Annotated in this window: 32 protein-coding genes; 17 read left to right on the top strand and 15 right to left on the bottom strand. The window is 38.0% G+C overall.

Going from position 1 to position 24,919, the window contains the following annotated elements; all coding sequences use genetic code 11:
• Positions 1-13 precede the first annotated feature (13 nt).
• The 4 genes from SPK86_RS14380 (at position 14) to SPK86_RS14365 (ending at position 3,061) form a co-directional block, all read left to right on the top strand.
• On the top strand, positions 14-895 hold the full coding sequence (locus SPK86_RS14380; RefSeq protein WP_330949681.1) for a ComEC/Rec2 family competence protein: 882 nt from the start codon (positions 14-16) through the stop codon (positions 893-895).
• 237 nt (positions 896-1,132) lie between these two features.
• Positions 1,133-1,510 (top strand): GntR family transcriptional regulator, encoded by a 378-nt coding sequence (locus tag SPK86_RS14375; RefSeq protein ID WP_330949680.1) that lies wholly within the window; start codon positions 1,133-1,135, stop codon positions 1,508-1,510.
• Positions 1,500-2,357, top strand: coding sequence for an ABC transporter ATP-binding protein (locus tag SPK86_RS14370; protein ID WP_330949679.1), 858 nt, complete (start codon positions 1,500-1,502; stop codon positions 2,355-2,357). Before SPK86_RS14375 ends, SPK86_RS14370 begins: the two co-directional genes overlap by 11 nt.
• A gap of 2 nt (positions 2,358-2,359) precedes the next feature.
• Positions 2,360-3,061: a hypothetical protein gene (locus SPK86_RS14365; RefSeq protein WP_284141561.1), complete on the top strand. Its 702-nt coding sequence runs from the start codon at positions 2,360-2,362 to the stop codon at positions 3,059-3,061.
• A gap of 39 nt (positions 3,062-3,100) precedes the next feature.
• Here SPK86_RS14365 and SPK86_RS14360 read toward each other — a convergent pair whose 3' ends face one another.
• From SPK86_RS14360 to SPK86_RS14325, 8 genes are all read right to left on the bottom strand, one after another.
• Positions 3,101-3,877, bottom strand: a complete 777-nt coding sequence (locus SPK86_RS14360; protein WP_284141562.1) for an ABC transporter permease — start codon at positions 3,875-3,877, stop codon at positions 3,101-3,103.
• Positions 3,877-4,785 (bottom strand): ABC transporter ATP-binding protein, encoded by a 909-nt coding sequence (locus SPK86_RS14355; RefSeq protein ID WP_284141563.1) that lies wholly within the window; start codon positions 4,783-4,785, stop codon positions 3,877-3,879. The genes SPK86_RS14360 and SPK86_RS14355 overlap by 1 nt, the downstream gene beginning before the upstream one ends.
• Positions 4,786-4,986 carry a PLD nuclease N-terminal domain-containing protein gene (locus SPK86_RS14350; RefSeq protein WP_330949678.1) on the bottom strand — a complete coding sequence of 67 codons (201 nt, stop codon included), beginning with the start codon at positions 4,984-4,986 and terminating at the stop codon, positions 4,786-4,788.
• Between the two features lie 57 nt (positions 4,987-5,043).
• Positions 5,044-6,150: a DUF1648 domain-containing protein gene (locus tag SPK86_RS14345; protein ID WP_284141565.1), complete on the bottom strand. Its 1,107-nt coding sequence runs from the start codon at positions 6,148-6,150 to the stop codon at positions 5,044-5,046.
• Entirely contained in the window at positions 6,150-6,545 is a 396-nt protein-coding gene (locus SPK86_RS14340) for a GntR family transcriptional regulator (RefSeq protein WP_330949677.1), read from the bottom strand. Before SPK86_RS14340 ends, SPK86_RS14345 begins: the two co-directional genes overlap by 1 nt.
• Before the next feature lie 199 nt (positions 6,546-6,744).
• The gene (locus tag SPK86_RS14335; protein ID WP_284141567.1) at positions 6,745-7,059 is read right to left on the bottom strand and encodes a DMT family transporter; all 315 of its coding nucleotides are present in this window, start codon (positions 7,057-7,059) and stop codon (positions 6,745-6,747) included.
• A gap of 1 nt (position 7,060) precedes the next feature.
• Positions 7,061-7,414, bottom strand: a complete 354-nt coding sequence (locus SPK86_RS14330; protein WP_284141568.1) for a DMT family transporter — start codon at positions 7,412-7,414, stop codon at positions 7,061-7,063.
• Positions 7,415-7,650: 236 nt separating this feature from the next.
• Positions 7,651-8,067, bottom strand: a complete 417-nt coding sequence (locus SPK86_RS14325; RefSeq protein WP_284141569.1) for a helix-turn-helix domain-containing protein — start codon at positions 8,065-8,067, stop codon at positions 7,651-7,653.
• 162 nt (positions 8,068-8,229) lie between these two features.
• Between SPK86_RS14325 and SPK86_RS14320 the strand changes: the two genes are divergently transcribed.
• Positions 8,230-8,598, top strand: a complete 369-nt coding sequence (locus tag SPK86_RS14320; RefSeq protein ID WP_284141570.1) for a hypothetical protein — start codon at positions 8,230-8,232, stop codon at positions 8,596-8,598.
• Positions 8,599-8,792: 194 nt separating this feature from the next.
• Here the strand turns inward: SPK86_RS14320 and SPK86_RS14315 are convergent, their stop codons facing one another.
• The 3 genes from SPK86_RS14315 to SPK86_RS14305 all read right to left on the bottom strand — a co-directional run bounded on the left by SPK86_RS14315 (position 8,793) and on the right by SPK86_RS14305 (position 10,775).
• Complete coding sequence (locus SPK86_RS14315) at positions 8,793-8,921, bottom strand: YfhE family protein (RefSeq protein ID WP_284141571.1); 129 nt, start codon at positions 8,919-8,921, stop codon at positions 8,793-8,795.
• A gap of 77 nt (positions 8,922-8,998) precedes the next feature.
• A complete protein-coding gene (locus SPK86_RS14310) occupies positions 8,999-9,553 on the bottom strand; it encodes a GNAT family N-acetyltransferase (protein ID WP_284141572.1) in 555 nt (184 codons plus the stop codon).
• A 316-nt stretch (positions 9,554-9,869) separates the two neighbouring features.
• Positions 9,870-10,775 carry a TIGR01777 family oxidoreductase gene (locus SPK86_RS14305; protein WP_284141573.1) on the bottom strand — a complete coding sequence of 302 codons (906 nt, stop codon included), beginning with the start codon at positions 10,773-10,775 and terminating at the stop codon, positions 9,870-9,872.
• Positions 10,776-10,929: 154 nt separating this feature from the next.
• Between SPK86_RS14305 and recX the strand changes: the two genes are divergently transcribed.
• Positions 10,930-11,739: a recombination regulator RecX gene (gene recX / locus SPK86_RS14300; RefSeq protein WP_330949676.1), complete on the top strand. Its 810-nt coding sequence runs from the start codon at positions 10,930-10,932 to the stop codon at positions 11,737-11,739.
• Between the two features lies 1 nt (position 11,740).
• Here recX and SPK86_RS14295 read toward each other — a convergent pair whose 3' ends face one another.
• Positions 11,741-12,400 carry an SDR family NAD(P)-dependent oxidoreductase gene (locus tag SPK86_RS14295; RefSeq protein WP_330949675.1) on the bottom strand — a complete coding sequence of 220 codons (660 nt, stop codon included), beginning with the start codon at positions 12,398-12,400 and terminating at the stop codon, positions 11,741-11,743.
• 111 nt (positions 12,401-12,511) lie between these two features.
• On the opposite strand from SPK86_RS14295, the gene SPK86_RS14290 reads away from it, so the two are divergent.
• Positions 12,512-12,847, top strand: a complete 336-nt coding sequence (locus SPK86_RS14290; protein WP_284141576.1) for a YfhH family protein — start codon at positions 12,512-12,514, stop codon at positions 12,845-12,847.
• A 161-nt stretch (positions 12,848-13,008) separates the two neighbouring features.
• Here the strand turns inward: SPK86_RS14290 and SPK86_RS14285 are convergent, their stop codons facing one another.
• A complete protein-coding gene (locus tag SPK86_RS14285) occupies positions 13,009-13,995 on the bottom strand; it encodes a metal-dependent hydrolase (RefSeq protein ID WP_284141577.1) in 987 nt (328 codons plus the stop codon).
• Between the two features lie 103 nt (positions 13,996-14,098).
• Here SPK86_RS14285 and mutY point away from each other — a divergent pair, with 103 nt between their 5' ends.
• From mutY to SPK86_RS14265, 4 genes are all read left to right on the top strand, one after another.
• A complete protein-coding gene (gene mutY / locus SPK86_RS14280; protein WP_284141578.1) occupies positions 14,099-15,166 on the top strand; it encodes an A/G-specific adenine glycosylase in 1,068 nt (355 codons plus the stop codon).
• Positions 15,167-15,416: 250 nt separating this feature from the next.
• The gene (locus SPK86_RS14275) at positions 15,417-15,587 is read left to right on the top strand and encodes a gamma-type small acid-soluble spore protein (RefSeq protein WP_284141579.1); all 171 of its coding nucleotides are present in this window, start codon (positions 15,417-15,419) and stop codon (positions 15,585-15,587) included.
• A 176-nt stretch (positions 15,588-15,763) separates the two neighbouring features.
• Positions 15,764-16,294 (top strand): nucleoside tri-diphosphate phosphatase, encoded by a 531-nt coding sequence (gene ntdP / locus SPK86_RS14270; RefSeq protein WP_284141580.1) that lies wholly within the window; start codon positions 15,764-15,766, stop codon positions 16,292-16,294.
• A gap of 75 nt (positions 16,295-16,369) precedes the next feature.
• Complete coding sequence (locus SPK86_RS14265; protein ID WP_284141581.1) at positions 16,370-18,121, top strand: ABC transporter ATP-binding protein; 1,752 nt, start codon at positions 16,370-16,372, stop codon at positions 18,119-18,121.
• Between the two features lie 109 nt (positions 18,122-18,230).
• On the opposite strand, the gene SPK86_RS14260 is transcribed toward SPK86_RS14265, so the two are convergent.
• A complete protein-coding gene (locus SPK86_RS14260; protein ID WP_284141582.1) occupies positions 18,231-19,526 on the bottom strand; it encodes a glutamate-1-semialdehyde 2,1-aminomutase in 1,296 nt (431 codons plus the stop codon).
• Positions 19,527-19,780: 254 nt separating this feature from the next.
• Between SPK86_RS14260 and SPK86_RS14255 the strand changes: the two genes are divergently transcribed.
• From SPK86_RS14255 to perR, 6 genes are all read left to right on the top strand, one after another.
• Complete coding sequence (locus SPK86_RS14255) at positions 19,781-20,212, top strand: potassium channel family protein (RefSeq protein ID WP_330949674.1); 432 nt, start codon at positions 19,781-19,783, stop codon at positions 20,210-20,212.
• Between the two features lie 57 nt (positions 20,213-20,269).
• Entirely contained in the window at positions 20,270-20,740 is a 471-nt protein-coding gene (gene bcp / locus SPK86_RS14250; RefSeq protein WP_284141583.1) for a thioredoxin-dependent thiol peroxidase, read from the top strand.
• Between the two features lie 232 nt (positions 20,741-20,972).
• The gene (locus tag SPK86_RS14245) at positions 20,973-21,644 is read left to right on the top strand and encodes a sugar transferase (RefSeq protein ID WP_284141584.1); all 672 of its coding nucleotides are present in this window, start codon (positions 20,973-20,975) and stop codon (positions 21,642-21,644) included.
• A 96-nt stretch (positions 21,645-21,740) separates the two neighbouring features.
• Positions 21,741-22,691, top strand: coding sequence for a D-2-hydroxyacid dehydrogenase (locus tag SPK86_RS14240; RefSeq protein WP_284141585.1), 951 nt, complete (start codon positions 21,741-21,743; stop codon positions 22,689-22,691).
• Between the two features lie 2 nt (positions 22,692-22,693).
• Positions 22,694-23,251 carry a cob(I)yrinic acid a,c-diamide adenosyltransferase gene (locus SPK86_RS14235; protein WP_330949673.1) on the top strand — a complete coding sequence of 186 codons (558 nt, stop codon included), beginning with the start codon at positions 22,694-22,696 and terminating at the stop codon, positions 23,249-23,251.
• Between the two features lie 203 nt (positions 23,252-23,454).
• Positions 23,455-23,904 carry a peroxide-responsive transcriptional repressor PerR gene (perR, locus tag SPK86_RS14230; RefSeq protein WP_443089789.1) on the top strand — a complete coding sequence of 150 codons (450 nt, stop codon included), beginning with the start codon at positions 23,455-23,457 and terminating at the stop codon, positions 23,902-23,904.
• A gap of 134 nt (positions 23,905-24,038) precedes the next feature.
• Here the strand turns inward: perR and SPK86_RS14225 are convergent, their stop codons facing one another.
• The gene (locus tag SPK86_RS14225) at positions 24,039-24,419 is read right to left on the bottom strand and encodes a YgzB family protein (protein ID WP_284141588.1); all 381 of its coding nucleotides are present in this window, start codon (positions 24,417-24,419) and stop codon (positions 24,039-24,041) included.
• Positions 24,420-24,919 lie beyond the last annotated feature (500 nt).

Genomic DNA, 24,919 nt, shown 5'->3' with positions numbered 1-24,919 from the left:
AAAAGGATGAATAATGATGCAACTTCATAACCATTTTTTAACCATTATTTGTAGTATAGCGTTTATTTTCTATCCATTCACAACGCAAGCTAGCGCGCCTCCATTTGGAGAATTAAAAGTGCATTTTATTGATGTAGGACAAGGGGATAGTATGCTAGTGACAACTCCAGCGAATAAGCATATTTTGATTGATGGTGGCCCACCTGGATCAGGAAATAAAATCATTGCTTATTTAAAGAAACAGGGAATACGCAAATTAGATTTGCTGATTGCAACACACCCCGATATGGATCATATTGGCGGCCTACCTGATGTTATGAAAAAAATAAAAGTAAAAAAAATCCTGGATTCAGGAAAGCTACACACAACGCGAGCCTACCGAAAATATATCCGGGAAATTCATCAACGAAAAATCCCACTAGAAATTGCACAGGAAAACACTTCAATTGACATAGATCCACAGGTGCAAATACAAATCTTAAATGCATATAAAAAAGGAAAAAATAATAATGAATCCTCCATTGCTTTAAAAATTGGGTATAAGGAAATCGATTTCTTATTAATGAGTGATGTTGAACGAAAGCAAGAAAAGAAATTCATTAAAAAATTTAACGTAGAGGCAGAAATTTTAAAGGTTGCCCATCATGGTTCACGAACAAGTAGTTCATTTGCTTTCTTAAAGCATGTACGACCACGCATTGCTATTATTACGTACAGTAAAGAAAATGATTATGGGCATCCTGTTCACCGCGTTATAAGAAATTTATACAAGCTAAAGACAGAAATATATTCTACTGCTGTTTATGGAGATATTGTAATCCATACGAATGGAAGAGATTTCTATTTAATTCCGGAAAAAAGTCCCCTCGAAGGCATCGACAGTGATGCAGGGTAATAAACTGTTCTTTGTTCATCAAGCAAAGAGCAGTTTTTTGGTGGTTGAAAAGGCATGTTACAGAAAAAACTTAATCAGCTCTTAGCGCCAAATTTACGCTATGTCTATAATAAGTCGTCCAATCTCCCTATAGTAATGTTCACTTTGCGCTTTTCTTTCTTTTCCCTATTGACAATCCTTATTTTAAGTTATATGGTTAGTTACATAAGTAATGAACCAAACAACAAAGGTGATAATATGAAAAATAAATTGAATGAAAATAAACCAATCTATCTGCAGATAAAGGAACAACTAGAGGACTCCATTATTAATGATTCATTAAAGCCAGGTGAACGTGTTCCTTCTACCAATGAATTTGCAGCATTTTATCAAATTAATCCAGCAACTGCAGCAAAAGGTATTAATGAACTGGTCACAGAGGAAATCTTGTATAAACGGAGGGGCGTAGGAATGTTTGTAACTGATAAAGCAAAGGATGTATTAGTTTCGAAACGAAAGGAAAGTTTTTATGAAAACTTTATAAAGCCACTAAAAGTAGAGGCGAGCAATTTAAGTATTCGTCCTAATGAACTAGTAGAAATGGTGATGAGGGAGGAGCAGGGAAATGAAGATTGAAGTGAAAAATTTACAAAAGCAATATGGGAAAACGCTGGCGCTAGATGATATTTCCTTTACGCTAGAGGAACCTAAAATTTATGGCCTTTTAGGGCGGAATGGTGCAGGGAAAACGACGTTTATGGAAATATTATCTGGGCAGATTCTTTCTTCAGGGGGAGAGATTCGAATTGATGGAGAAAAGCCGTTTGATAATCAACGGTTAACTGAGTCAATTTGTTTAATACAAGAAGGTAATAATTTCAAGAGAGACTTAAAGCTAAAGCAAGTGCTGCGAATTTATGCTGCATTTTATCCTACGTGGGACAATGATCTTGCCTTTCAATTAATGGAGGAATACCAGCTTGACGCGAATAAGAAGGTGAAGTCGTTATCAAAAGGTATGGAATCCGCACTTGGGATTATTGTAGGGTTAGCAAGCAAAGCACCAATTACGATTTTTGATGAGCCTTATATTGGTTTAGATGCGGCTGCGCGAAAAAAGTTTTATCAAATTTTATTAGAAGCGTATGAAGATGAAAAGCGGACAATTATTTTTTCTACCCATCTTATTGATGAGGTCAGCTTATTATTTGAAGAAATTCTAATTCTGGAGCAGGGAAAGCTACTGTTGCAAGCAGATGCAGATCAGCTCCGAGACAAAGCTTGTGCAGTGACAGGACCAGTCCATCAGGTGGAGCAATTTATAGCTGGAAAAGAAGTCATTAAGAAAAAGAAGCTTGCAGGGATGATGACGGCGTACTTATACCAAAACGCAGAAGTGGCAAAAGAAACCGGATTAAAGGTTGAAAGTATACCGATACAAGATTTAATGATTTATTTGACAGAAGCAAAGAAGGGGGCTTAAGGATGGGACGACAAGTAAAGGGATTATTATACTTTTTTACAGCAGATAGTATGCGCACATTAGCCATTTTCTGGGGTATCCTATCAGGTACATTACTGCTTAATCTCGTTATTGCTTATTTTTTAGTTGATGTAACGGATACGAGGATGCTCTTCATTATCCCATTTGGAACGTATATTTTCTGCGCTATTTTTGGCTTTGTTACCGTTAAACAATGTATTCCATTTGCAATAAAAATGGGGGCAACTCGAAAAAATATCTATGCTTCCATTGGTATCTTTTTTCTTCTTCTTGCGATTTTCAAAGCAGTGCTATCTAGTACGATGCAAAGTGTGCTGATGTTCCTTATTGACTTGTTCCAAATTAAAACATTTTCACTCGTGCATCCGGCAGCACTTTTACAAGACACATGGCTGACTCGAATTGTATTAGATGCATCGATGATGGTTCTCATTTTGACGATAATGTTTTTTGTTGGCTTAATCTTTTATCGTTTTGGCTTATTAGGTGGCGGTGTATTTTCTGGGGTTATCGTGATTGTAATGCTACTAGGTCTAGCTAAAGGAACGATTTTTGATGTGGCAACCCAGCTCTATAAAAATATAGACATGACTTTGTTTTATCAAATTAGCTTCATTGCCTTCCTTTTATATGTATGTACATGGATATTTATACGTAAAATTACAGTCCATGGGGCAAAATAAAAGCAAGTCCCCGACAAGAAGCGTGCCGGGGACAACATATTAGTTTGCCATTTCCTTTGTTTTAAACGTATAGACAGATGCAATTAACAATACAAGTGAAATGACAACTGTTATAAGTGATGTGATTGCCAAGTCTCGTGTTACTTCGTGAATCAGGAGTAGCTCATGAATATGGCTAGCTAAGTTGTTTGGACTCCATGTAAGATAGGTGCCAAAAATCTTTGTAATAAGGCTCATTGCCATAATGGTTGTAATCGTCATAAAAGCGACTAAGCCAGGCGATTTAAAAAGGGTGTTAAAAAATATCGATAAGGTTACGACTAATGTGAGCCATAGTCCATAAAAGAAAACGACCTGCAACATGGCTACAAATGATAGCTCACCAAAAAGAAGATTAACATAGTACCAGCTTCCAAGCATCCCAACAAATAATCCAATCCAGACGAGAAGCAAAAGTGCCGTCCATTTTGCAGTAATATAATTCACATGGCGTACAGGCTTCACTAGTAGTAGCTCCAGAACACCAGATTTACGTTCATTGGCGATTACTCCCATTGACATAAGCACGATGACGAGAACTCCGAGGCTACTTAGTTGCGCAATACTCATCATTATTGCTTCGTTTGCTGTTGGTGTAGGCATTTCAAACACGGCACCTTCAGGTAGTCCACCAACAGATTCAATGATTTGTGGCATGAAGTAGGTGGAGATCGGGTCCATGATAGATAAAAGCACGAGCACTAATGGCACCCAAATCCACTTGAAATTACGCCAGTTTTCGAGTAATTCCTTTTCAAATAGAGACATCCATTGCATTATTGCTTCACCGCCTTCATAAACATTTCTTCGAGCGTCACTTGATTAATAGAAAAGCTTGTTAATGGCCAGTTGTGCTGAGAAGAAAGAGCTAAGATTTGCTTACGTGCTTCTTCTATATCTTGGGAATGAACATGTAGAATGTTTCGTTCGATATAGCTATCTTCTATGGCTGATAATGCATTAATTTTTTCTTGATAGACTTTCATATTATTTGTAAATGTAAGCTCCATTTTTGAGGTTTGATATTTTTGTCTTACATTATCGATCGAGCCTGCTTCAATAATTTTTCCCTTATTTAACAAGAGAAGCTCATCACTTACTTCGCTAGCATCGGATAAAATATGCGTGGAGAATAGAATGGTCATCTCTTGTTTTAATTCTTCCAATAATGTAAGTACGTCTCTACGCCCAATTGGATCGAGAGAGGAAACAGGTTCATCGAGCATTAATAGGCGAGGGCGGTGAATAATCGCTTGTGCTATGCCTAATCGCTGCTTCATTCCCCCAGAGTATTTTCGGATATGTTGATTTTTTGCATCAGCAATGCCAACTTTTTTCAATAACTGTTCCGCACGTTTACTTGCTTCGGCTTTTGATAAATAGGCAAGCTGTCCGCTATGAACGAGAAATTCTTTGCCAGTCATCCATCCGTGGAAAACAGGGTATTGCGGAAGATAGCCGATAAAAGCTCGAATATCTTCCTCTTTTTCATTTCCCGCAAAAGAAATTTCACCCTTGCTTGGCTTTACTAGTCCTGCTAATATGCGAAGAATCGTTGTTTTCCCTGCTCCGTTTGGACCAATTAAGGCGATGCATTTCCCAGGCTCAAATTGGAAGCTAACGCTATCTACTGCGGTATTTTTTTCATAGACTTTTTTCAGGTTTCGAACAGTTAGCAAAGCCATTTATCGTTGTCTCCTTCCAATTACGAAATAAAGGATTGGACCAATCGTATTGAGAAAAATGATGACGAAGAGCCATAGCCATCGAGATCCGTTCGTTTCTTTTGTGCGAAACCAATCAATAAGCGCTACGATCATTAAGATTCCTTGTATCACGATAAAGGGGGCAATTATTCCCCAGTTTATCTCTTGTAAAACGTCCATGTTTTTCCCTCCTCAGAAGTCTGTTTTTACTTTGTGTTTTCATCCAGACAGCAGAAATCAACCTAAAATAAGTGGAATCCCGATTGCTAAACCAATAATGACAAGCAGAAAAATCCATGATAACGGATGTGCCCAATTATTTGTCCAGCCAACACCAAATCGTTTTTCTAAAAAGATAGCTGGATCATTTCGATTAAAGTAAAAGATTCCTAACTTCCAGTATCGGTCATCATCCCGGTCGATAATTTCGCCAGCATTATCCTTTCCTTGTACCTTTAACCTACTACCACCTTGACCTGTTGTAATGGAAAGAATAATCGCTCCGATTGTAATTCCAATTGATATGGCGAGGGGAAGTACAAGCATCAATGTTGTATTTACTGGGTAGAACAAAGACAATTGAATGAATGCAAATAAAAGTGCCATTGCGGTTCCAGTTATAATAATAAATAGGGACCAACGACGACGAAATATAATGTTTTGTATGACCGAGCTTTCTGTATTTACAGCACTTACTTGTTGTTTTGCTTTGGCAATAATGGTATTGATAAAAATAAATAGCAGTGTTAAATAGACTTGCATAATAGGCATAAGAAATGCGGAACGATATGATTTTTCAGACCAGTTTGTAACCTCGCCAGAAAAGTCGTATTGCATAGGGATGCGAGCAGGTAGCTTATCATAATTAATAAGTGTCCAGGCAGCCGTTAATAAGGCAATGATAAAGGAAATGCTAAACCAAAGGTTCGAATAGGTTAGCTTTTGATCGCGAAATTTTGTATCCATGACAACAAGCTGTGACCGCTCGGACCAGGCTTTATTTTCTGCTTTCAATTGTTTCATCTCACGGTGAAATCGAATATAAAGGACGAAGCTAACGAGCAGGTAAATAGAAATCGCCCCACCTAGGATAAGGCTAATCACATTTTCATCCTGCCACACGCTTCCTGATAGCAGGATAGAAATCGTAATAATGACACTCAATATCCCTGTTTGGAGAACATATTTTTTACGCATTTGTTGTAGCTTTGGTTGGTGATATACGGATGCAGGAATGGAGACACCAAAGCTTTCCGTTTTTCTCGTCCAATAAGGAACGAACATTGTTGCAATAAAACACGGAATTAATATGACGATAATTAAAATTAATAGAAGCGAATTCATTATTCCTCACCCTCTTTATGTTGATATTCATAAAATAGCTCACTACAAAGCTCCAGAAATGAAGCTTTATCAACCCCGCGACAAATCGCTTCCGCAATAATCGGATGAAGCGTCGCATGAAGCTTTTGGTAGTATGCTTTATCTGCCTTAGCGACACCATCTGGATGGATAACAACACCCTTTTGACGATGAATTAATATAAAACCTTCTTGTTTCAGCTGCTGATAGGCTTTGTTGACGGTGTGAAGATTAATGCCAAGATCAGCGGCAAATGAACGAACAGAAGGCAGTGCCTCTCCAGGCGTAAGTTCATTTCGAGCTATTCCAGCAATGATTTGATGTTTAAGCTGTGTGTAGATTGGTTCTTCTGATTCTAAATCAAGCTTTATATACACACCTGATTCCACTTCCTTTTTATTGTTTTATCTGTTATATATATAGTATAACAGGTGGAACAAAACGTCAATTACATGTTAAAAACCCATTATAAAAGCATGCCCAAATGCGTGGATTTGAACATGCTTTTGTATTTTATCTCGTTTTTGTGATATGTGTTGTTCCTATATATTATTACTTTATGGCAAGCGAAGTATATTAATGAAGGATTTTTAAGCCAACTGCGCCAGTAATAATGCATAATAAAAAGAAGATTCGTTTCCAGCTTGTTGATTCTTTGAAAAAGATCATTCCCATCAATACAGCGCCAGCTGCACCAAGACCTGTCCAAATGGCATAGGCGGTTCCAAGGGGGATTTCTTGCATTGCCATGGATAAAAAAACAAATCCAACACCAAAGGGAAGAATGACAAACAACAGTCTTTGGAACGTTTTTCGTTGAAGATAATAGTTAATCCCGATGACACCAAAAATTTCTCCAAAGCTTGCAATAATAAGATAAATCCAAGCCACATTATTCCGCTCCCTTATACGTGTGTACGTGTTTTTCAGACGTTTCGTTATCTGATGTTAGCTTAATACCTATTACCCCGACAATAATTAATCCGACGAACAAAAGTTGTTTGATAGAAAGTGCTGCTCCAAAAAAAGACGCGTCAACGATAACAATTCCCGCTGCTCCCGCTCCTGTAAAGACAGCATAAACGGTCCCAGATGGCAGTTTTTCACATGCCTTAATGATAAAATAAAAGCTACATATAATCATAATGATTGTACCTAGCCACTCCACGATAGAATTAGAATAACGTAATCCAATTACCCAAAATATTTCTACAATCGCTGCGAATAGAACATAACTCCAAGCCATTGTATATCTCCTTTCTAATTAGAAACCGAAAGATAGTCGATTTTTCTTATAGTGTAGCACATCATGTAGGAGAAGTAGTTTTTTCTGTTTGCTCTTGAACTACGATCCCGTAGCTTACGTTAATGTAAAAAAGAAAAAATCGATATCCTGTGGAGTTTTGCTCCTTCATTAGATATCGATAGTCATGATATTGCAAATGCTTTGAAATAGATTTATCCAGCTTTTGTTGAACAACCTTACAGACGTTCAAATTGATCAATGAGCTTGCCAAAAAGATCGTGGACGGCCTGTTGTTTTTTGAAAGATAAGCCTTGCAAACGATAAATTTCATTTCTGAATTGCGGATGCTGCATCAAATATTCTACTAATTCAACGACCTCTTCATCAAAAGCTTTGGATTCTGAACTGTATATTCGTTTGAAATCCTTTAGTAAGTCATCACGAAAGGAATGTCTTCCAACAAGGTGGTCTAACGTTACATCAAATAGATCACAAAGCTTCATTAGCTTAGAAACATCTGGTGTAACTGCATTTGTCTCCCATTTAGTAACAACCGAACGAGAAATATGTAGCTTGTCAGCAAGCTCCTGCTGTGACCAATGATGCTGTTCACGCAAATATTTTATATGATATGCGAGTTTTTCTGAGCTCATGTTTATCCCACGCTTATAAAAATATTAGATTAATTTCGTTAACGAAGCTAAATCTTCTTTCATCCTATCATTGTTCCTTTTTAATTATATGGAAAAGGTTGTTCTGTTAAGTAACATATAGTATTATGTACGTAAACAGAACTAAAAGAGGGGAGCATTTGTATGATTAGCAGTCTCATATTGTATCACCCAACGATTACGAGCTTGACCAAATGCAAAATATTACGGGCCATGTTTTATGAGGAAAGATTTGAGATTAATGTATCAGGAAGTAATACAGTAACCATATTCGTTTGGGATGTTCCAAAAGAGGAAATATGGCAAGCAGCAGTCCAGTTTGAATCATCAAACATTAAGGTTGGCTATGGGTTTAGCGAAACGAAGAAAACGGCAGCAAAGAAAGCATGGGATACACTTTTCAAGCGTATAGCAAGAGAGCATATCTTAAACCTCAGCTTAGAAGCATCCGCAGATCGAATATTCGAATCATCCACAGACTTATACACACCACAACCAAGTGTTCAACGGTAGTTACAGTATTTACCCACAATTTCCACACAAATAAATCATGGATATTCACAAGTACTTGTGAATATCTTATAGAGTAAGAACGCGCGTTTAAAAGGTTATCCCCAGCCTTGTGCATAAGTGAGTGTAGCGCATAGAAAAAGGAGCTTGATTTTGATTTAAGCTCCTTTACTCTATGTGTATAACAGTTATGTGCATTACTGTGTTCCTTTTTGAGACAGGCGGTTGTAGACATTGTTTGCTCGTTTGAATTCCTTTTGGTAAAGAACCTCTTGTGATTTAGATAGAAATTTTTCTTTTCTATCTTTTTTGGATTTATCGCGCATTTGGGCATCCCTCACTTTTCAATCTTAGAATTGCCCGTATCGTTGCTAAATATTCATGTTGTTAATAAAAATATCAATTAAATAACCTCTCCGTCGGCAGTAACTTCCAGCATCGAAAATTGTAAATAAGACAGATAGTGTTCTTTTGTAATTGCAAAAAGGTCATACACATCTTCCCGTTTATTTATTTTTCCATATACTTCGGGATAGATTGAATTTCCTAACGCAACATATGGTAGCTTTAAAATAGCTTTTAGTGATCGTGTATTTGTTCTACGAATTTTAATAAAAATCGTTTCTACAGCTGTGTGGTAGAATAGCTCTTCAAAAAATTGTTCTTTGGCATGTCGGTTATACCCTTTCCCAAAGTATGGCTTGCCAATCCAAGTTGCTAAAAATCCACCGTTATTTTCGATATCAAACAGATTAATCGTGCCAATTGGCTGGTGATATTCATCTGTAATGGTCCGTGAAATTAATTCACCTTGTTCCTCAGCTTCCATCGTTTGTTTTGTGATGAAATAAAATTCGTCTACATTCTCAGCTTTATGTCGGACATATGGGAAAACTTCTGGGTGCGACATGAGCTCATAAAGTGCTGGAACTTCATGGAGTTCCCGTTTTTTCAGCATAAAAAATACCCCCCATTTTTTTGCAGGTGGGCATTGTAATACCTTGAGGGAGTCCAGTGGCCCACACCGCGAATTTTTAGTTAAATTTCAACAAAAATTCGGGGTGGGAATCGAACCCACTAGAACCAGAAAACTGGTGGCGCACCATTTGCCTTCCCTCTATATTAAGCAACACGCTTTTTTTACGATAAAAATAAATGTCTCGTCTCCAATCATCTATAACAGAACTTAGTAAACATCATTTTTCGTAATCTTATTTTACAATTTTTTTTTCGAAAAGGGAATCATTTTTTTGAGGAAAATTTCGACAAAATGTTCAATTATGATCCTTGTCTTTTAAAAGTGATTGTAATGCTTCTTCTAGGTAGGGATAAGAAAACGAATATTGGTGATCCTCAGCTTTTCGTGGCAGTACATACTGACCTTTGAGGATGAGCTGGCTCATCTCTCCTGTAACAAGATTTAATAGAGGAGAGGGGGTATGGAACCAGAAAGGTCTCTTGATAGTCTTGGTAAGCGTCTTCATGAAATCAATATTTCGTTTTGGATTTGGTGCCGTTACATTGATCGGACCTTGGATACTTTCGTTATCCATACAAAATCGTATCATTCGAACAACATCTTCCACATGCACCCAAGACATCCATTGCTCGCCATTTCCTAATTTCCCTCCTGCAAACCATTTGACCGGTAGTGTCATAAAAGGAAGGGCACCGTTATCTTTTCCTAAGATAACGCCAAAACGTGTAAATACGGTTCGTATTCCTAAATCTGTTGCTTTTCGCGCTTCATTTTCCCATTTCACGACAACATCCGCTAAAAAATCATTACCAGGCTCTGTTGATGCTTCTGTAAAGATTAAGTCTTCTGAAACACCATAAAATCCAATTGCCGATCCACTAATGAATACACGTGGTTTTTCTTGCAGCGTTTCCATTAAGTGAACAACTTTTTGCGTTGTATTAATTCTACTCTCTAATATCTTTTTCTTTTTTTCCTTTGTCCAATAGCCAAACAACGATTCTCCGGCAAGATTTACGACACCTTCGATTGGAGGGAGCTTTTCTCCTGGATACGTAAAATCGATAAAAGTGATGTTTAGGCTATTTGTATGCTTTTTGGGATTCCTCGTCAACACAAAAATATGGTTACCTTCTTTCTCTAACGCAGAAACAAGGTGCTGACCGACAAATCCTGTACCACCTGATACGATATAATTCACGAGACATCCTCCTATTCTAATACCGTTCCTTTTATTTATATAGCATAACGAAGTTTTTTTAGTACTGCTAGTATTTTGAGAAGATGTTACTTGTCCTTTTAAAGATGTTTCCACATTTGCTTTCGTGATATGATACGGATATGGAGGGGTTACTTTGAAAAGAATTACGCGTATTACGACACAGAAAAAAAAGCTAAACCGCTATAATATCTTTTGGGATGATGGAAATGGTGAAACCTATGGTCTTAGTGTAGATGAAGATGTCCTTATTCATAATCAGCTTCATAAAGGGATGGAATTAGATGAAGCCTTAATCGAGCTGTTACAGGAAAAAGATACGTTACAAAAATCATATACCCAAGCAATCCATTTCTTAAGCTATCGCATGCGTACAAAAAAAGAAATTCGCGATTATTTAGTGAAAAAAGAAGCAGAGCCTTCCCATATTGATATGATTCTTACCAAGCTGGAAAAGGAAGGATATGTTGATGATCGGCAATTTGCAGAAGCTTTTGTCGCTACGAGAATGCAAACCTCCAATAAAGGACCACAGCTTATCGAACAGGAATTGATACAAAAAGGGGTTCCTCCTGCTATTGCAGCAGAAGCAGTGGCTGTATTTTCGGTTGAGCTGCAAAGAGAAAAAGCAATGAAATGGGCAGATAAAAAGCTTCGACCAAATGAACGAAAGTCATATCGCCAACAGCTGCAGCAGCTGCAATCAACGCTAATGCAAAAAGGGTTTTCGCAAGCGGTTATTAAAGAGGTTATTGCAGAAAAGCAAGTGCAGCAAGATGAGGATACAGAGTGGAAGGCAGTTGTTCATCAGGGGGAAAAGCTATTACAAAAGCATGCGCGTAAGCATACTGGCTTTGAACTTCAGCAAAAATTAAAAGAAGCCCTTTATCGAAAAGGCTTCTCGATGGATTATATTGTTAAGTTTTTAGACGAATACGTAAAATAAATTACTTATCGATATAAATGGCTGCTCTGCCATCATCTTCATGAAAAATTTGTGCTGCGACAGTCTGTGCATCCTTGAATTCGGAGGCGTCCTGTACATGTCTCGAATCCTTCCAAAATGGCGTATTCATTCCACCCATATAGACAGCAGTGATGGAAATTGCATCATTTTCCCATTCCTTCTGTAAGCTTTCTGTAAAGCCGCGAATCGCGAATTTACTTGCACAATAAAGCGATTCGTTTCTTTTACCGCGCAGTCCAGCTGTTGAAATGATATTTAAAATTCTTCCTTTGCTTTCCCGAATTAATGGTAAGGCACTTTGCACGGATAAAATCGTTCCTTTTATATTTGTATTTAATGTTTGCTCGATGTCAATTAGCTTATACGATTCTATCTCACCAAAATGCCCGATTCCTGCGTTATTTATTAATACATCAAGCTGCCCAATTTGCTGAAAGGCAATGCTGACAGAAGCATATTCACGAACATCACAAAGCACAACCTCCGCCTCACCATTTATTTCTCTAATTTCATGTTGAACCATATGGAGCTTCTCGCCATTCCGTCCCATTAAATAAACGGTGTAGCCATTTGCCGCATAGGTTAAAGCTAAAGCTTTCCCTAAACCACTTCCTGCTCCTGTAATCGCTACTGTTGACATTTCAATTCCCCTCTCGTGTTAGTCGTTCTCTATAAACGATAACCTTCATCATTTCTATTGTCTTAAAGTATTGATAAAATGTAAAATGATAGGGGGAAGGGAGTAATAAAAATGAATTATCGATATAGTGATTTATCTGTGGAGCAGCTTCGAGCAGAGGCTGGAAAGTTAAAGGAACAGCTACAAAAGGCGGAACAGCTTGGGAACATTAGTGAGGCTGCGATTCTTGAGCGGAAGATGCAGGTTGCCATGGCCTATTTATTGAATCCGGCTGATTTTGAAATAAACGAGACCTATACATTAAATGGGGATCCAGGGCATACCTTTCGAATTGATTATTTAGAAGGTGTGTTTGCATGGGGGCATCGTTTTAACCTCCTTAATGAACGATATGAAACACAGGAGGCGATTCCTATTTCCTTGTTAGGAGATAAGGTGAACGCATGAAATGTAGGCTAAGACAAAATAAAATATGAAGATTTTAAACTAGTGGGACCCTGCACCACAAAAAGAAATCCGAACTTGATTCAGCATGAATCTGAATCAGTTCGGGTTTTCAAAATTTAAACGTATTGTCTCAGCCTCTTTTCTATAAATAAGAGAATTGTTCATATTGAATAGTCTTCAACGTATAGCTTTCGCTTTAGTTTATGCTCGGAGAAAATCCAACCTGTATAGGAACTCATTATTTCCTTATTATCACTAATTTGCACAACGGCGACAAATGGATAGTACCCTTTAGAGCGGTATCTAAGGTCGATGAAACGAACCTCTGTAAAGTCATCATACGCATTTATCTCCCAGCGATAAACAGGTGAAAAGGATAAAAAGGCAGAGATGTTTTTATCTGTACATGCCAGCTCTATCATTTCTGAATTTGGTAACGGAATCTTCTCAAATTCATCAATAATTTCGATATGACCGTTTTCAACAATCCCTACATAAAAGTGGTCCTTTGTCGTAATAGCTACACGCCAAAAGTTTTGCTTCATGGTAGGGGAGGTTGCTACTTGCTCTGTATCTGGGAAAAATTCGTGAATCTTTTTTACGATTTCTTTTTTATCGATATACCGCTTGATGTAATATAAAAGGATAACGGTATAGATAATGAGCCATGTTATACCTGGATTTGCCCCAAGTACCCAGGCAACAATTCCAGCTAAATGCAGCGTGAATATATATGGGTCAAACGTATTAATAAATCCATATGCCACCCATCGATTTGAAAATGGTCGATAAGCTTGTGTGCCATAGGCATTTGGAATATCTACGAGCACATGGATGATAACCGCTAAAAAGGTCCATGCCCATAAATGCAAATAATTCACTTCAGGGACAAATAAGTGAATCATACCTGAAATGAAAAGCCCCCAAAATATAATGGCAGGAAGAGAATGGGTTATGCCACGATGGTGTCTTATATATGTTGCATTATTACGCAGTTTTAATACGGTATCAAAATCAGGCGCATGAGAACCGATGATTGTGCCAACAAGGACCGCATTAAAAAGTGTTGGGTCACTATGCACAGCAGGATCTAATGTTGCTAATCCTCCTAATGCAACACCCATGACAATATGGGTTCCAGTATCCATAAGTGTATGTCCTCCTTGGATGAGCTAACGTAAATCGTTAGCCGCCAATACGTTCTATAAAAAGTTCGATTTTTTTTTATTGTATCACAAAGGATGTGTTATTATGGCTGATCAAGCGTTACAAAATATTAACATTTTACAGCTGCAAAATGATTTAATTCAGTGGTATACGCAAAATAAACGCGATTTACCTTGGAGAAAGGATCAAGATCCTTATAAAATATGGGTTTCAGAAATTATGCTTCAGCAAACGAAGGTAGATACAGTTATTCCGTATTTTAATCGTTTTATTCAGCAATTTCCTACCGTATTTGAACTGGCTAACGCAGATGAACAAGAGGTATTAAAAGCATGGGAAGGTTTAGGATACTATTCCCGTGCACGCAATCTTCAAACCGCTGTGAAGGAGGTTGTTGCGAGCTATGGTGGAAATGTACCTGCTGATGCAACACAGCTTGGTACGTTAAAAGGGATTGGACCATATACAAAAGGTGCGATACTTTCAATTGCCTTTCAACAGCCTGAGCCAGCAGTCGATGGGAATGTCATGCGCGTTATCACGCGAATTTTGAATATCGATGATGATATTGCTCAAGCAAAAACGAGAAAGCGAATTGAAGCTATTGTTCGTGAATTAATTTCACAGGAGGATCCCTCTGCCTTTAATCAAGGAATTATGGAGCTAGGTGCTTTAATTTGTACACCAAAGTCTCCAGCTTGTATGCTTTGTCCAGTGCAATCACACTGTCAGGCGTTCGCAGAAGGAGTAGAGGAACAGCTCCCAGTAAAAGCGAAAGCGAAAAAACAAAAGAGAATGTCGTATATGGCGCTGTTAATTCGCACACCAGAAGATAAAATTATGATTGAAAAAAGACCTGAGAATGGTTTGCTAGCTAATCTATGGCAATTTCCGATGGTTCTAATCGAAGAAATTGGACTTGATCATGTGGAAAATTGGCTACAAGTAGAATATGGCGTAAATATAAAGCAAAAACAAAAATGTGGCAAGCTAAAGCATGTTTTTTCCCATATTATTTGGGAAATAGATATTTATCTTGCAGAGACAGATCAAACGCTAGTCGATGATCAACGATTATTGCTTTTAGATAAAGCGGAATTAACGAGCTATCCATTTCCTGTTTCGCATCAAAAAATGATGGCGTATTTATAGTATCTATCAGAAACCATAGCAGTTTAAACGAAAGATACTCCTTCTAATTGCAGCTTCGTTTATTCAATAGCATATGAATGTAAAAAAGTGTTTGCGTGCATGTGTGTCTTGGGTAACGTGCATTATTATTTCCGAACAGCCATTTTTATCCCGCATAAATACCATACCAAAAAATGGATAAAATCCTTTTAGCATTATGTTGGATAACATTTTTTAAACTGGAGAAATTATAATTGCGGAGGTGATATAAATGGCTAAAAATCCTAAGAAATCTGCTTCTGGTACAAATGTTCAGCATGTAAAACAACAGAATCAGCAAGCAGCTCAAGGCCAAGGGCAATATGGTACTGAATTTGCATCCGAAACAAATGCGCAAGAAGTAAGAAAGCAAAATCAAAAATCTCAGCAAAATAAAAAATAACGCTCACCCCCAAAGATTGCTAAAGAAGGCTTTCCATCTCCCGGAAAGCCTTCTTTCTTATGTAAATGGAAGGAAAGGCAAGTCCATAATGCTTTATATTTCAGTTTATTGGCTTTATAATAGGTAAAAGCTGAGAGAACGACGAAGCAAAAAGGGGAATAGAAAGGAAGAAGTGCATGGTTGCTCCTAGAGTTGGCTCAAATATAGAAATTCAAAGCTATAAGCATGATGGAAGCCTGCATCGTATTTGGGAGAGTACATTCGTTTTAAAGGGAACCGAAAACATTGTGATTGGAGCAAACGATAAAACACAGGTAATGGAAAGTGATGGACGTAGTTGGATAACGAGAGAACCATCCATCTGTTTTTTTCATGCAAAGTATTGGTTTAATGTTATCGGAATGCTTCGAAACGATGGAATCTACTATTATTGCAATATTAGTTCTCCATTTGTCTATGATAAGGAAGCATTAAAATATATAGATTATGATCTTGATTTAAAAATTTATCCTGATATGACCTTTACATTGCTTGACGAGGATGAATATGAATTACATAAAAGATTAATGAATTATCCAGAAGTTCTTGATCGGATTTTGTATAACAATATTGAAATTTTAAAACGATGGGTTCGACAGCAAATAGGTCCATTTTCACCAGGTTTTATTGATCAATGGTATGAGCGCTTTTTAACCTATCGATGGTAAATTAACGTTCCTTGTTACCGATGTAGCAAGGCTTTTCTATTCATATAAATACGTATAAAGCAAGGGATGACATTAATGAATAGTGTGAAACAATATTTAAAGTTTGTGAAACCATATAGATGGAAGATTGTATGGACGGTTTTGATTGGAATTGTTAAATTTGCAATTCCATTATTAATGCCGTTAATTTTGAAATATGTGATTGACGATATCATTGATGCAGATGGATTAAGTGCATCTGAGAAGACTACCCAGTTATTCGTGCTAATGGGGGTATCATTTCTGATCTTTTTAGTTTTACGACCACCGATTGAATATCTTCGACAATATTTAGCACAATGGGTTGGGAACCGAATCCTTTACGACATAAGGGATCGCCTCTTTGATCACATTCAAAAATTAAGTCTTCGTTACTATTCAAAGACAAAAACCGGCGAAATTATTTCCCGGGTAATAAATGATGTCGAACAAACGAAGACATTTGTCATTACCGGATTAATGAATATATGGCTTGACTTAGTTACCATTTTAATAGCGATCGGCATTATGCTCACAATGGATGTGGGATTAACCCTTGTTGCTATCATTTTGTTTCCTTTTTACGGTTTTTCGATAAAATTCTTCTTTGCGAAGTTGCGGCAGCTTACACGCGATCGCTCACAAGCATTAGCAGAAGTACAAGGGCATCTGCACGAGCGAGTGCAAGGAGTTCCTGTTACGCGAAGCTTTGCCTTAGAAGAATATGAGCAAGGGCAGTTTGAAGCAAGAAATGATCATTTTTGGGATAAATCTATTAAACAAACGATTTGGAATGCGAAGACCTTTGCTGTGACAAATACGATTACAGATTTGGCGCCACTTCTTGTAATCGCATATGCAGGTTACCAGGTTATTCACGGGAACTTAACACTTGGAACAATGATGGCGTTCGTCGGATATATGGAACGAGTATATAGTCCATTACGCCGACTCGTTAATTCATCAACAATGCTTACGCAATCGATTGCCTCGATTGACCGGGTATTTGAATTAATGAATGAGAAATATGATATTACAGATAAACCGAATGCATTTGAATTAAAAAAGGTGCAAGGTAGAATTGATGTTGAAAATGTTTCATTCGCCTACGAGGAAGAGGAAGCAAGCGTACTGAAAAATGTCAGCTTACATGTAAAGGCAGGAGAAACGATTGCATTTGTTGGCATGAGTGGTGGGGGAAAATCGACATTAATTAGCTTGCTTCCACGTTTTTATGATGTCACTGAAGGAGCGATAAAAATAGACGGAACAGATATCCGTGATGTAAAAGTACGTTCTTTACGTGATAAAATTGGAATGGTATTGCAGGATAATACATTGTTTAGTGAATCGATCGCAATGAATATCCGCATGGGAAATCCGTATGCAACAGATGAAGAAGTAATAAAAGCAGCCAAAGCTGCAAACGCCCATGATTTTATTATGGAGTTACCACAAGGCTATGATACGCTCGTTGGGGAAAGGGGAGTAAAGCTCTCTGGTGGCCAAAAGCAGCGCGTGGCAATTGCTCGGGTTTTCTTGAAAAACCCACCGATCTTAATTTTCGATGAAGCAACATCCGCATTGGATTTAGAAAGTGAACACATGATTCAAGAAGCGGTCGAAAAACTAGCATCTGATCGGACAACATTTATTGTTGCTCATCGCCTTGCAACGATAACGCATGCAGATCGTATTGTCGTGATTGAAAATGGAAAAATAACAGAGACTGGCTCTCATGAGCAATTAATGGCATTAAAAGGAAGCTACTATGATTTATACCAGGTTCAGCATTTAGACAATGAATAATAAAATGACCAGCATCTGAAGCGCGTGGCTTTAGCTGCTGGTCATTTATTTTATTATAAGTTTAACGAGCAATGACTCCTCTTTCCTTAAAAAGGAATCTAATCAGGCTTTATTGATTAGCCATTTGACAGAACGCTTCCCCTACAGCTGTTATTGTTTCTTCAATGTCTTTTTCCGTATGCTCTGTCGTTAAGAACCATGCTTCATATTTGGAAGGTGCAAGATTAATGCCTTGTTCAAGCATTAATTTAAAGAACCGTCCAAACGCTTCTCCGTCGCTTGCTTCTGCTTCTTGATAGTTCGTGACGTTCGTACTTCCAAAATAAACGGTGAGGGCCCCTTTGAGTCGGTTAACAGTAATTGCAATGCCATGTTTTTCTGCTTGTTCATGTATCCCTTTTTCAAGCTGTGCCCCTAACTCATCAAGCTTTTCATACACGCCATCTTGTTTTAATACCTCTAAACAGGCAATTCCTGCAGCCATGGAAGCAGGGTTTCCAGCCATGGTACCTGCTTGATAGGCCGGTCCAAGTGGTGCTACCTGTTCCATAATTTCTTGTTTACCACCATATGCTCCTATTGGTAATCCACCACCGATAATCTTACCCATCGCAGTCATATCAGGCTCAATGCCATATAGTTGCTGTGCACTTCCATATGTAAAACGAAATGCGGTAATTACTTCATCATAAATAACGAGTCCACCCGCAGCATGAACGAGAGCATTTACCTCTTGTAAAAAACCTGGTTTAGGTTCAACAATCCCGAAATTACCTACTATTGGTTCAACGAGTACTGCTGCAACATCATTGCCCCATTTATCTAATGCTTTCTTTAACATCTTGATGTCATTAAACGGAACGGTAATCACATCCTGAGCAACAGATTGTGGAATACCAGCTGAATCAGGCGTACCTAATGTTGCTGGACCAGAGCCAGCTTCAACTAATACTGCATCGAAATGCCCGTGATAACAGCCTGAGAATTTAATAACCTTCGTACGGTTCGTATAAGCACGAGCTACACGAATAGTTGTCATAACTGCTTCTGTACCAGAGTTCGTGAAACGTACTTTATCTAATGACGGAATCGCTTCCTTCAGCATCTTTGCAAATTGATTTTCAAGTGCAGTTGGTGTTCCATATAATACGCCGTTCGTTGCAGCATGTGTAATGGCTGCTGCAATGTGAGGATGTGCATGTCCGGTAATAATAGGACCATATGCAGCTAAATAATCGATATAACGATTCCCATCCACATCCCAAAAATAAGCGCCTTTACCACGCTCCATATAGACAGGGGCACCACCACCTACTGCTTTATATGCTCTTGATGGTGAATTAACACCTCCTACAATATGCTGTAATGCTTCTTGATGTAATGCTTCTGATTTTAGGTGATTCATTTAAAATGCCTCCTTGTTTGTTCAAAAAAGACCGTTATTTACTAAAACACAGCTCTTTATTGAAGCTATCTATTATTTTACATGACCCGATATATTTTTCCAGTATCGCCTATTCAAAAATTGAAATTAACTAGAGGAGGGAAAAGGTACTAGGACGCTTGTGCGCGGCGCAAGTGTAGAAAATAAAGACAAGCTTTGCATACCTTCCGCATACATTAATAGAAGTGAAAGGAAGGGATAGAAGGTGAATCATTGTGGGTACATGGTTTATTATTTGTCTCATTAGTTTGATTGTCATCAAAAGTCTGATTGGATTTATTCGTGGTGAAAAGGGTAGATTCGGCCCACGCATGCTGGAAAGTCAGTTTTCATTTGAAATCTTTTATACACTGCTTATCACATATGGGATTGTTATTATTGGGTTTGGGATGATTTATTTTATCTTATCATTTGATCAGGCCATTCTTATAGAGAATGGCGAGCATCGAGATGTTGGTGTGCTAGGCAGCCTTATCCACTCCGTTTATTTTAGTGGTGTTACATTACTCACGATAGGGTATGGGGATATTACACCGATTGGGGTTGGACGCCTTATTGCTTTAATAGAAGCGTTGATTGGATATGTGCTCCCAACAGCCTTTGTGTTAAGACTTGTTCAATATTCTAATCGAGAAAGGGAATATTAGCAGTTCAATATGGAGGATGGTATAGTTAAGAAAGAATGAGATATGGAGGGATGAACGATGGCAATCACGGTTGGAAAAGAAGCGGTAGATTTTACACTTCCGAATCAACAGGGCGAGCAAGTAACCTTAAGCGATTTTCGCGGAAAACATGTAGTTTTGTATTTTTACCCAAAGGACATGACACCAGGTTGTACAACAGAAGCATGTGACTTTCGAGATCAATACAAAAGCTTTGCAGATGTAAATGCTGTCATAATTGGAATTAGTCCTGATCCAATAGAAAAGCATCAAAAATTTATTGACAAGCATGCGCTCCCATTTATGTTGCTTGCAGATGAAGAGCATAAAGTAGCAGAACAGTACGGGGTCTGGAAGCTGAAAAAGAACTTCGGGAAAGAATACTATGGAATCGAACGCTCTACCTTTATTATTGATAAAGATGGCATTGTCCAAAAGGAATATCGAAAGGTGCGCGTAAAAGGGCATGTTGAAGATGCGCTGATGTTTATTCGCGAGCAGCTAGCGTAGCATATTATATAAAAGCAGTCGGAAAGTAGCTTTGCCTTGAAGGCGACTACGATCGGCTGTTTTTTCTAAATTAAAAAGCCAATTAATTCGCAATAAAGGCTTGAAGGTTACCTTGATTTGTATGGAAAAAGATATATGAAGCTTTGATTACGTTTGCATGACAAAGTAATACATGCTGTTTGAGATGAATAGGATGCAATAGAAAGTAAAATGAAGAAGGTGAGGGATTGATATGGGATTCATGCAAACCGTTAGCGAAAGATCGGGTGCAGCAAATACCACGTACGTTTACCGTTTATGTAAACGAATCGTCGATATCGCTGGTAGCATAATGCTTCTGTTTTTATGTAGTCCGCTCCTTTTAATCATTGCCTATCGATTATCAAAGCAGGAAGGGAGCCCGATATTTCAACGGGAGCTTCGAACTGGGAGAGATTTTGCTCCATTCGTCATGTACAGCTTTCGCATAACAACAATCCCCTCTAAAGTCATTCGTGCCTTACCACCACATCCATTTCCGAGTAATTGGGAGCACGGCGTACCGAATGATTTTACATTTATCCCACATCAGGCACTGTACACACCAATAGGATTACAACTAAAAAAATATAAGCTAAATAAGCTTCCACAATTAATAAATGTTTTAAAAGGAGACATGAGCTTGATTGGACCATCTCCAGAGTATCCAGAAGTAACTGCACATTATAATAACGAACAACAACAGCGCCTCTTCGTAAAGCCTGGATTTACAGGGTATACGCAGGTAAATGGATTCTCAAATCAGCAGCATGATGCGAAAATAGTCCATGACCTCTACTATGTAGAGCATTGCTCGTTAACGTTTGATTTCACCATTATGTATGAAAGCATCCGCCGGTTATTTCAAAGAAAAAAAAGACGCTAACATTGTTTTCTTGCTTTTCAGTGTTCAATCAAGCTAAAAACATTTACTATAGAAACTATAGAAAATTGTTAAGCACTAGAGAAGGGGGAGCTGATATTGCATATTTTATTTTCTGCCAAGCTAGGCAGTGAAGCACAAGAAAAGCTTAGGTTAAAATTTCCGGAGCAAGTATTTACTTTTTGTGGGAATATGAATGAAGCACAATCACATCTGTCAAGTGCACAGATTCTTGTTACCTATGGGGAAGATCTAAACGAAAAATTATTGGATCAAGCTAAAAACTTAAAGTGGATTATGGTCATATCAGCAGGAATGGATCAAATGCCCTTCGAAGCGATACAAAAAAGGGATATTATCGTAACAAACGCGCGCGGAATCCATGCAGTTCCAATGTCGGAATATGTTATTTCCATGCTCTTACACGTATACCGACAAGAACGAGTATTGTTAGAAAATGAAGCGGCGCAAAAATGGGATCGATCTGTCCGTATGCGCGAAATCACTGGGAAAACGATCGTGATTGCCGGGACAGGCGCCATTGGGAAAGAAGTAGCCAGACTTGCTCAAGCATTTCGCATGAAAACGATTGGTATTTCAAGAAGTGGTAAGCCGGGGGAAAACTTTGATGCCACTTTTCAAACAGACAAGCTACTTGACGTGCTTCCAGAAGCAGACTTTTTCGTTTCGATTCTTCCGAGCTTACATAGCACAAAGCAGCTTTTAACGGATGCGCATTTTCAAGCCCTACCTCAACATGCAATCTTCGTTAATATCGGCAGAGGAGATGTTGTAGCTAGTGACGTATTGCTACGGGCAATCCAAAACAAAGAGATTGCGCACGCAGTATTGGACGTATTCGAAAACGAACCATTAGCAAAGGATCATCCATTTTGGCAAGAAGAAAATATTACAATCACACCACATCTTTCAGGTATTTCACCAAATTATTTGCCACGAGCATTGGCTATTTTTGAAACTAATTTAACACATTATATAGAAGGAACTGGACAACTAATTAATGTTATCGACGTTCAAAGGGGGTACTAGAAGTGCGAATTTACACAAGATCTGGTGATAAAGGAAAAACGTCATTAATCTATGGCAAGCGTGTTCCAAAAAATGATTTGCGAGTAGAGGCATATGGTACTTGCGACGAAGCTAATTCCATGATTGGTTTCGGTTTAAGTTTTTTGAATGAAGTAGAATGGGATGAAAAGCAAGCGTTTTTGAATGCGATGCATCGTATTCAAACGATTCTTTTTCATGTTGGGGCAGAATTGGCTACTCCAAGTGATAAAGAAGTAACTTGGAAGTTAAAGCAGGAGCATATCGATGAGCTTGAAAAGCAAATCGATGCTTGGGATGCAACGCTCCCAGAATTAAAGAACTTTATTCTCCCAGGGGGAACTCAGGCTGCTAGTGCGTTACATAGTGCGCGGACGGTAGCAAGACGAGCAGAACGATTAGCCGTTGGATTAGGAGATGAGCTTGCCAATCCGTATGTAGTTTCTTATTTAAATCGACTTTCTGATTTGCTGTTTGTTGCAGCGCGTTACGTGAATCAGCAGTTAGCAGGTGAGGAAATTCCATTACAGGCTGATGTTTAAAGTCTAATGAATTGGGATGGCGGCATTTCCTAATTTAGAGGAAATGTCGTTTTTGTTGAAAGATGTTTGCTATAGGTAATAATAATTATCCGTTTATAATATACTATAATTGACAGAATGCTATGGAAGCGAGTACACTAATTATAAAGATTACAATCTAATAATATTATTAGAGTTATACTATTATATTGAAAGTGAGGTGCATGACGGTGTCTGAAAGAAAATTACAGAAGGCAATTGATACTCTGAAAGAATCAGGTGTCCGGATTACACCACAGCGTCATGCGGTGCTTGATTACTTGCTCAATGCAATGACACACCCTACTGCAGATGAAATATATAAAGCGCTTGAAGGTAAGTTTCCCAATATGAGTGTTGCTACTGTTTATAACAATTTACGTGTTTTGCGTGAAGTTGGCCTAGTTCGTGAATTAACATATGGCGATGCATCAAGTCGATTTGACTGCAACACGTCAGAGCATTACCATATTATTTGTAATGAATGTGGTAAAATCGTTGATTTCCATTATCCTTCTTTGGATGAGGTTGAATCATTGGCAGAACAGGTAACAGGATTTGAAGTAAGTCATCATCGTTTGGAATTGTATGGTAAATGTAAGGAATGTCAGCAATTAGAAACAAGAAAGCACTAATTTAATATGTAAATATGTTGGATGACCAAATGCTGTGGGAAAGTGCATTTGGTTATTTTATTATTCAGAGTGAACAGCTCGATAATTAAAACAGCTAGGCTTTAGAAGGTAATCTTCATCGCCTAGCTGTTTTATTATTTTTCGTTCATCTTTTCCGCTTTTTGCTGCCGTTTAGAGTTGTATTTCTCATCAAACTCCTTACCCTCAAGTGCTTTATCTAATGTAAGCGGCTGCTTGCAATGCATGCAGGCATCCACTCTGCCGAGCATTTTTGTTGGTTGCTGGCAGCTCGGACAAACGACAGGAACTGCTCTTAATGATAACGTTCCAATCCAAAGATAGACAACAGTGCTGAATACAATGCATAATACCCCAATAAGAAACAATAAAAGCATCAGCCACTCGATTTTTTTGGCCATAATACCAAGGTACATGATCCCAATTCCCGCAAATATAAGTATAAGAGCAAAAGAGCGTATTTTGTTTATTTTACTTGAATAGACTAATTGAGCCATACTTCTCCTCCTTATTATATCCAAAGCTAGTATAGCATTTTTATATATTCAGGAATAGAATAAAGATGGGGAAAGTTGTAATACGTTGCATTATAAATTCGATTTTAAGCAACATAAGAAAAACGAAGACCATTCTCTACGATGTAAGCTTCTATAACCTGCCACCAGAGTATCGCTTTTGTTATTGCTATATTTTGGTAAGGAAGCGCTTATTGACAGTCATGTTAAACCATGATAAAGTTAATTTCGTTGCAAAAAAAGCACGATTGATTTTGCAGCAAAACATTTTTAAAATAGTGATTGACATGGTAGTTTGCGATGTGGTAAATTATTAAAGTCGCATTTTCAACTACGACGTAAACATCTGAAACATATCGGTAAAAAAGTCATTGACTTTCACCGAACAGATGTGGTATGATAAGAAAGTCGCCAAATCGAGCGACACATTATTTTTTGCTCTTTGAAAACTGAACAAAACGACCAGTATGTCAAGAAAAACG

It is taken from the genome of Virgibacillus sp. MG-45, from assembly GCF_036409425.1.
GTDB lineage: Bacteria > Bacillota > Bacilli > Bacillales > Amphibacillaceae > LDC-1.
This window is presented reverse-complemented; position numbering and strand designations above follow the sequence as displayed.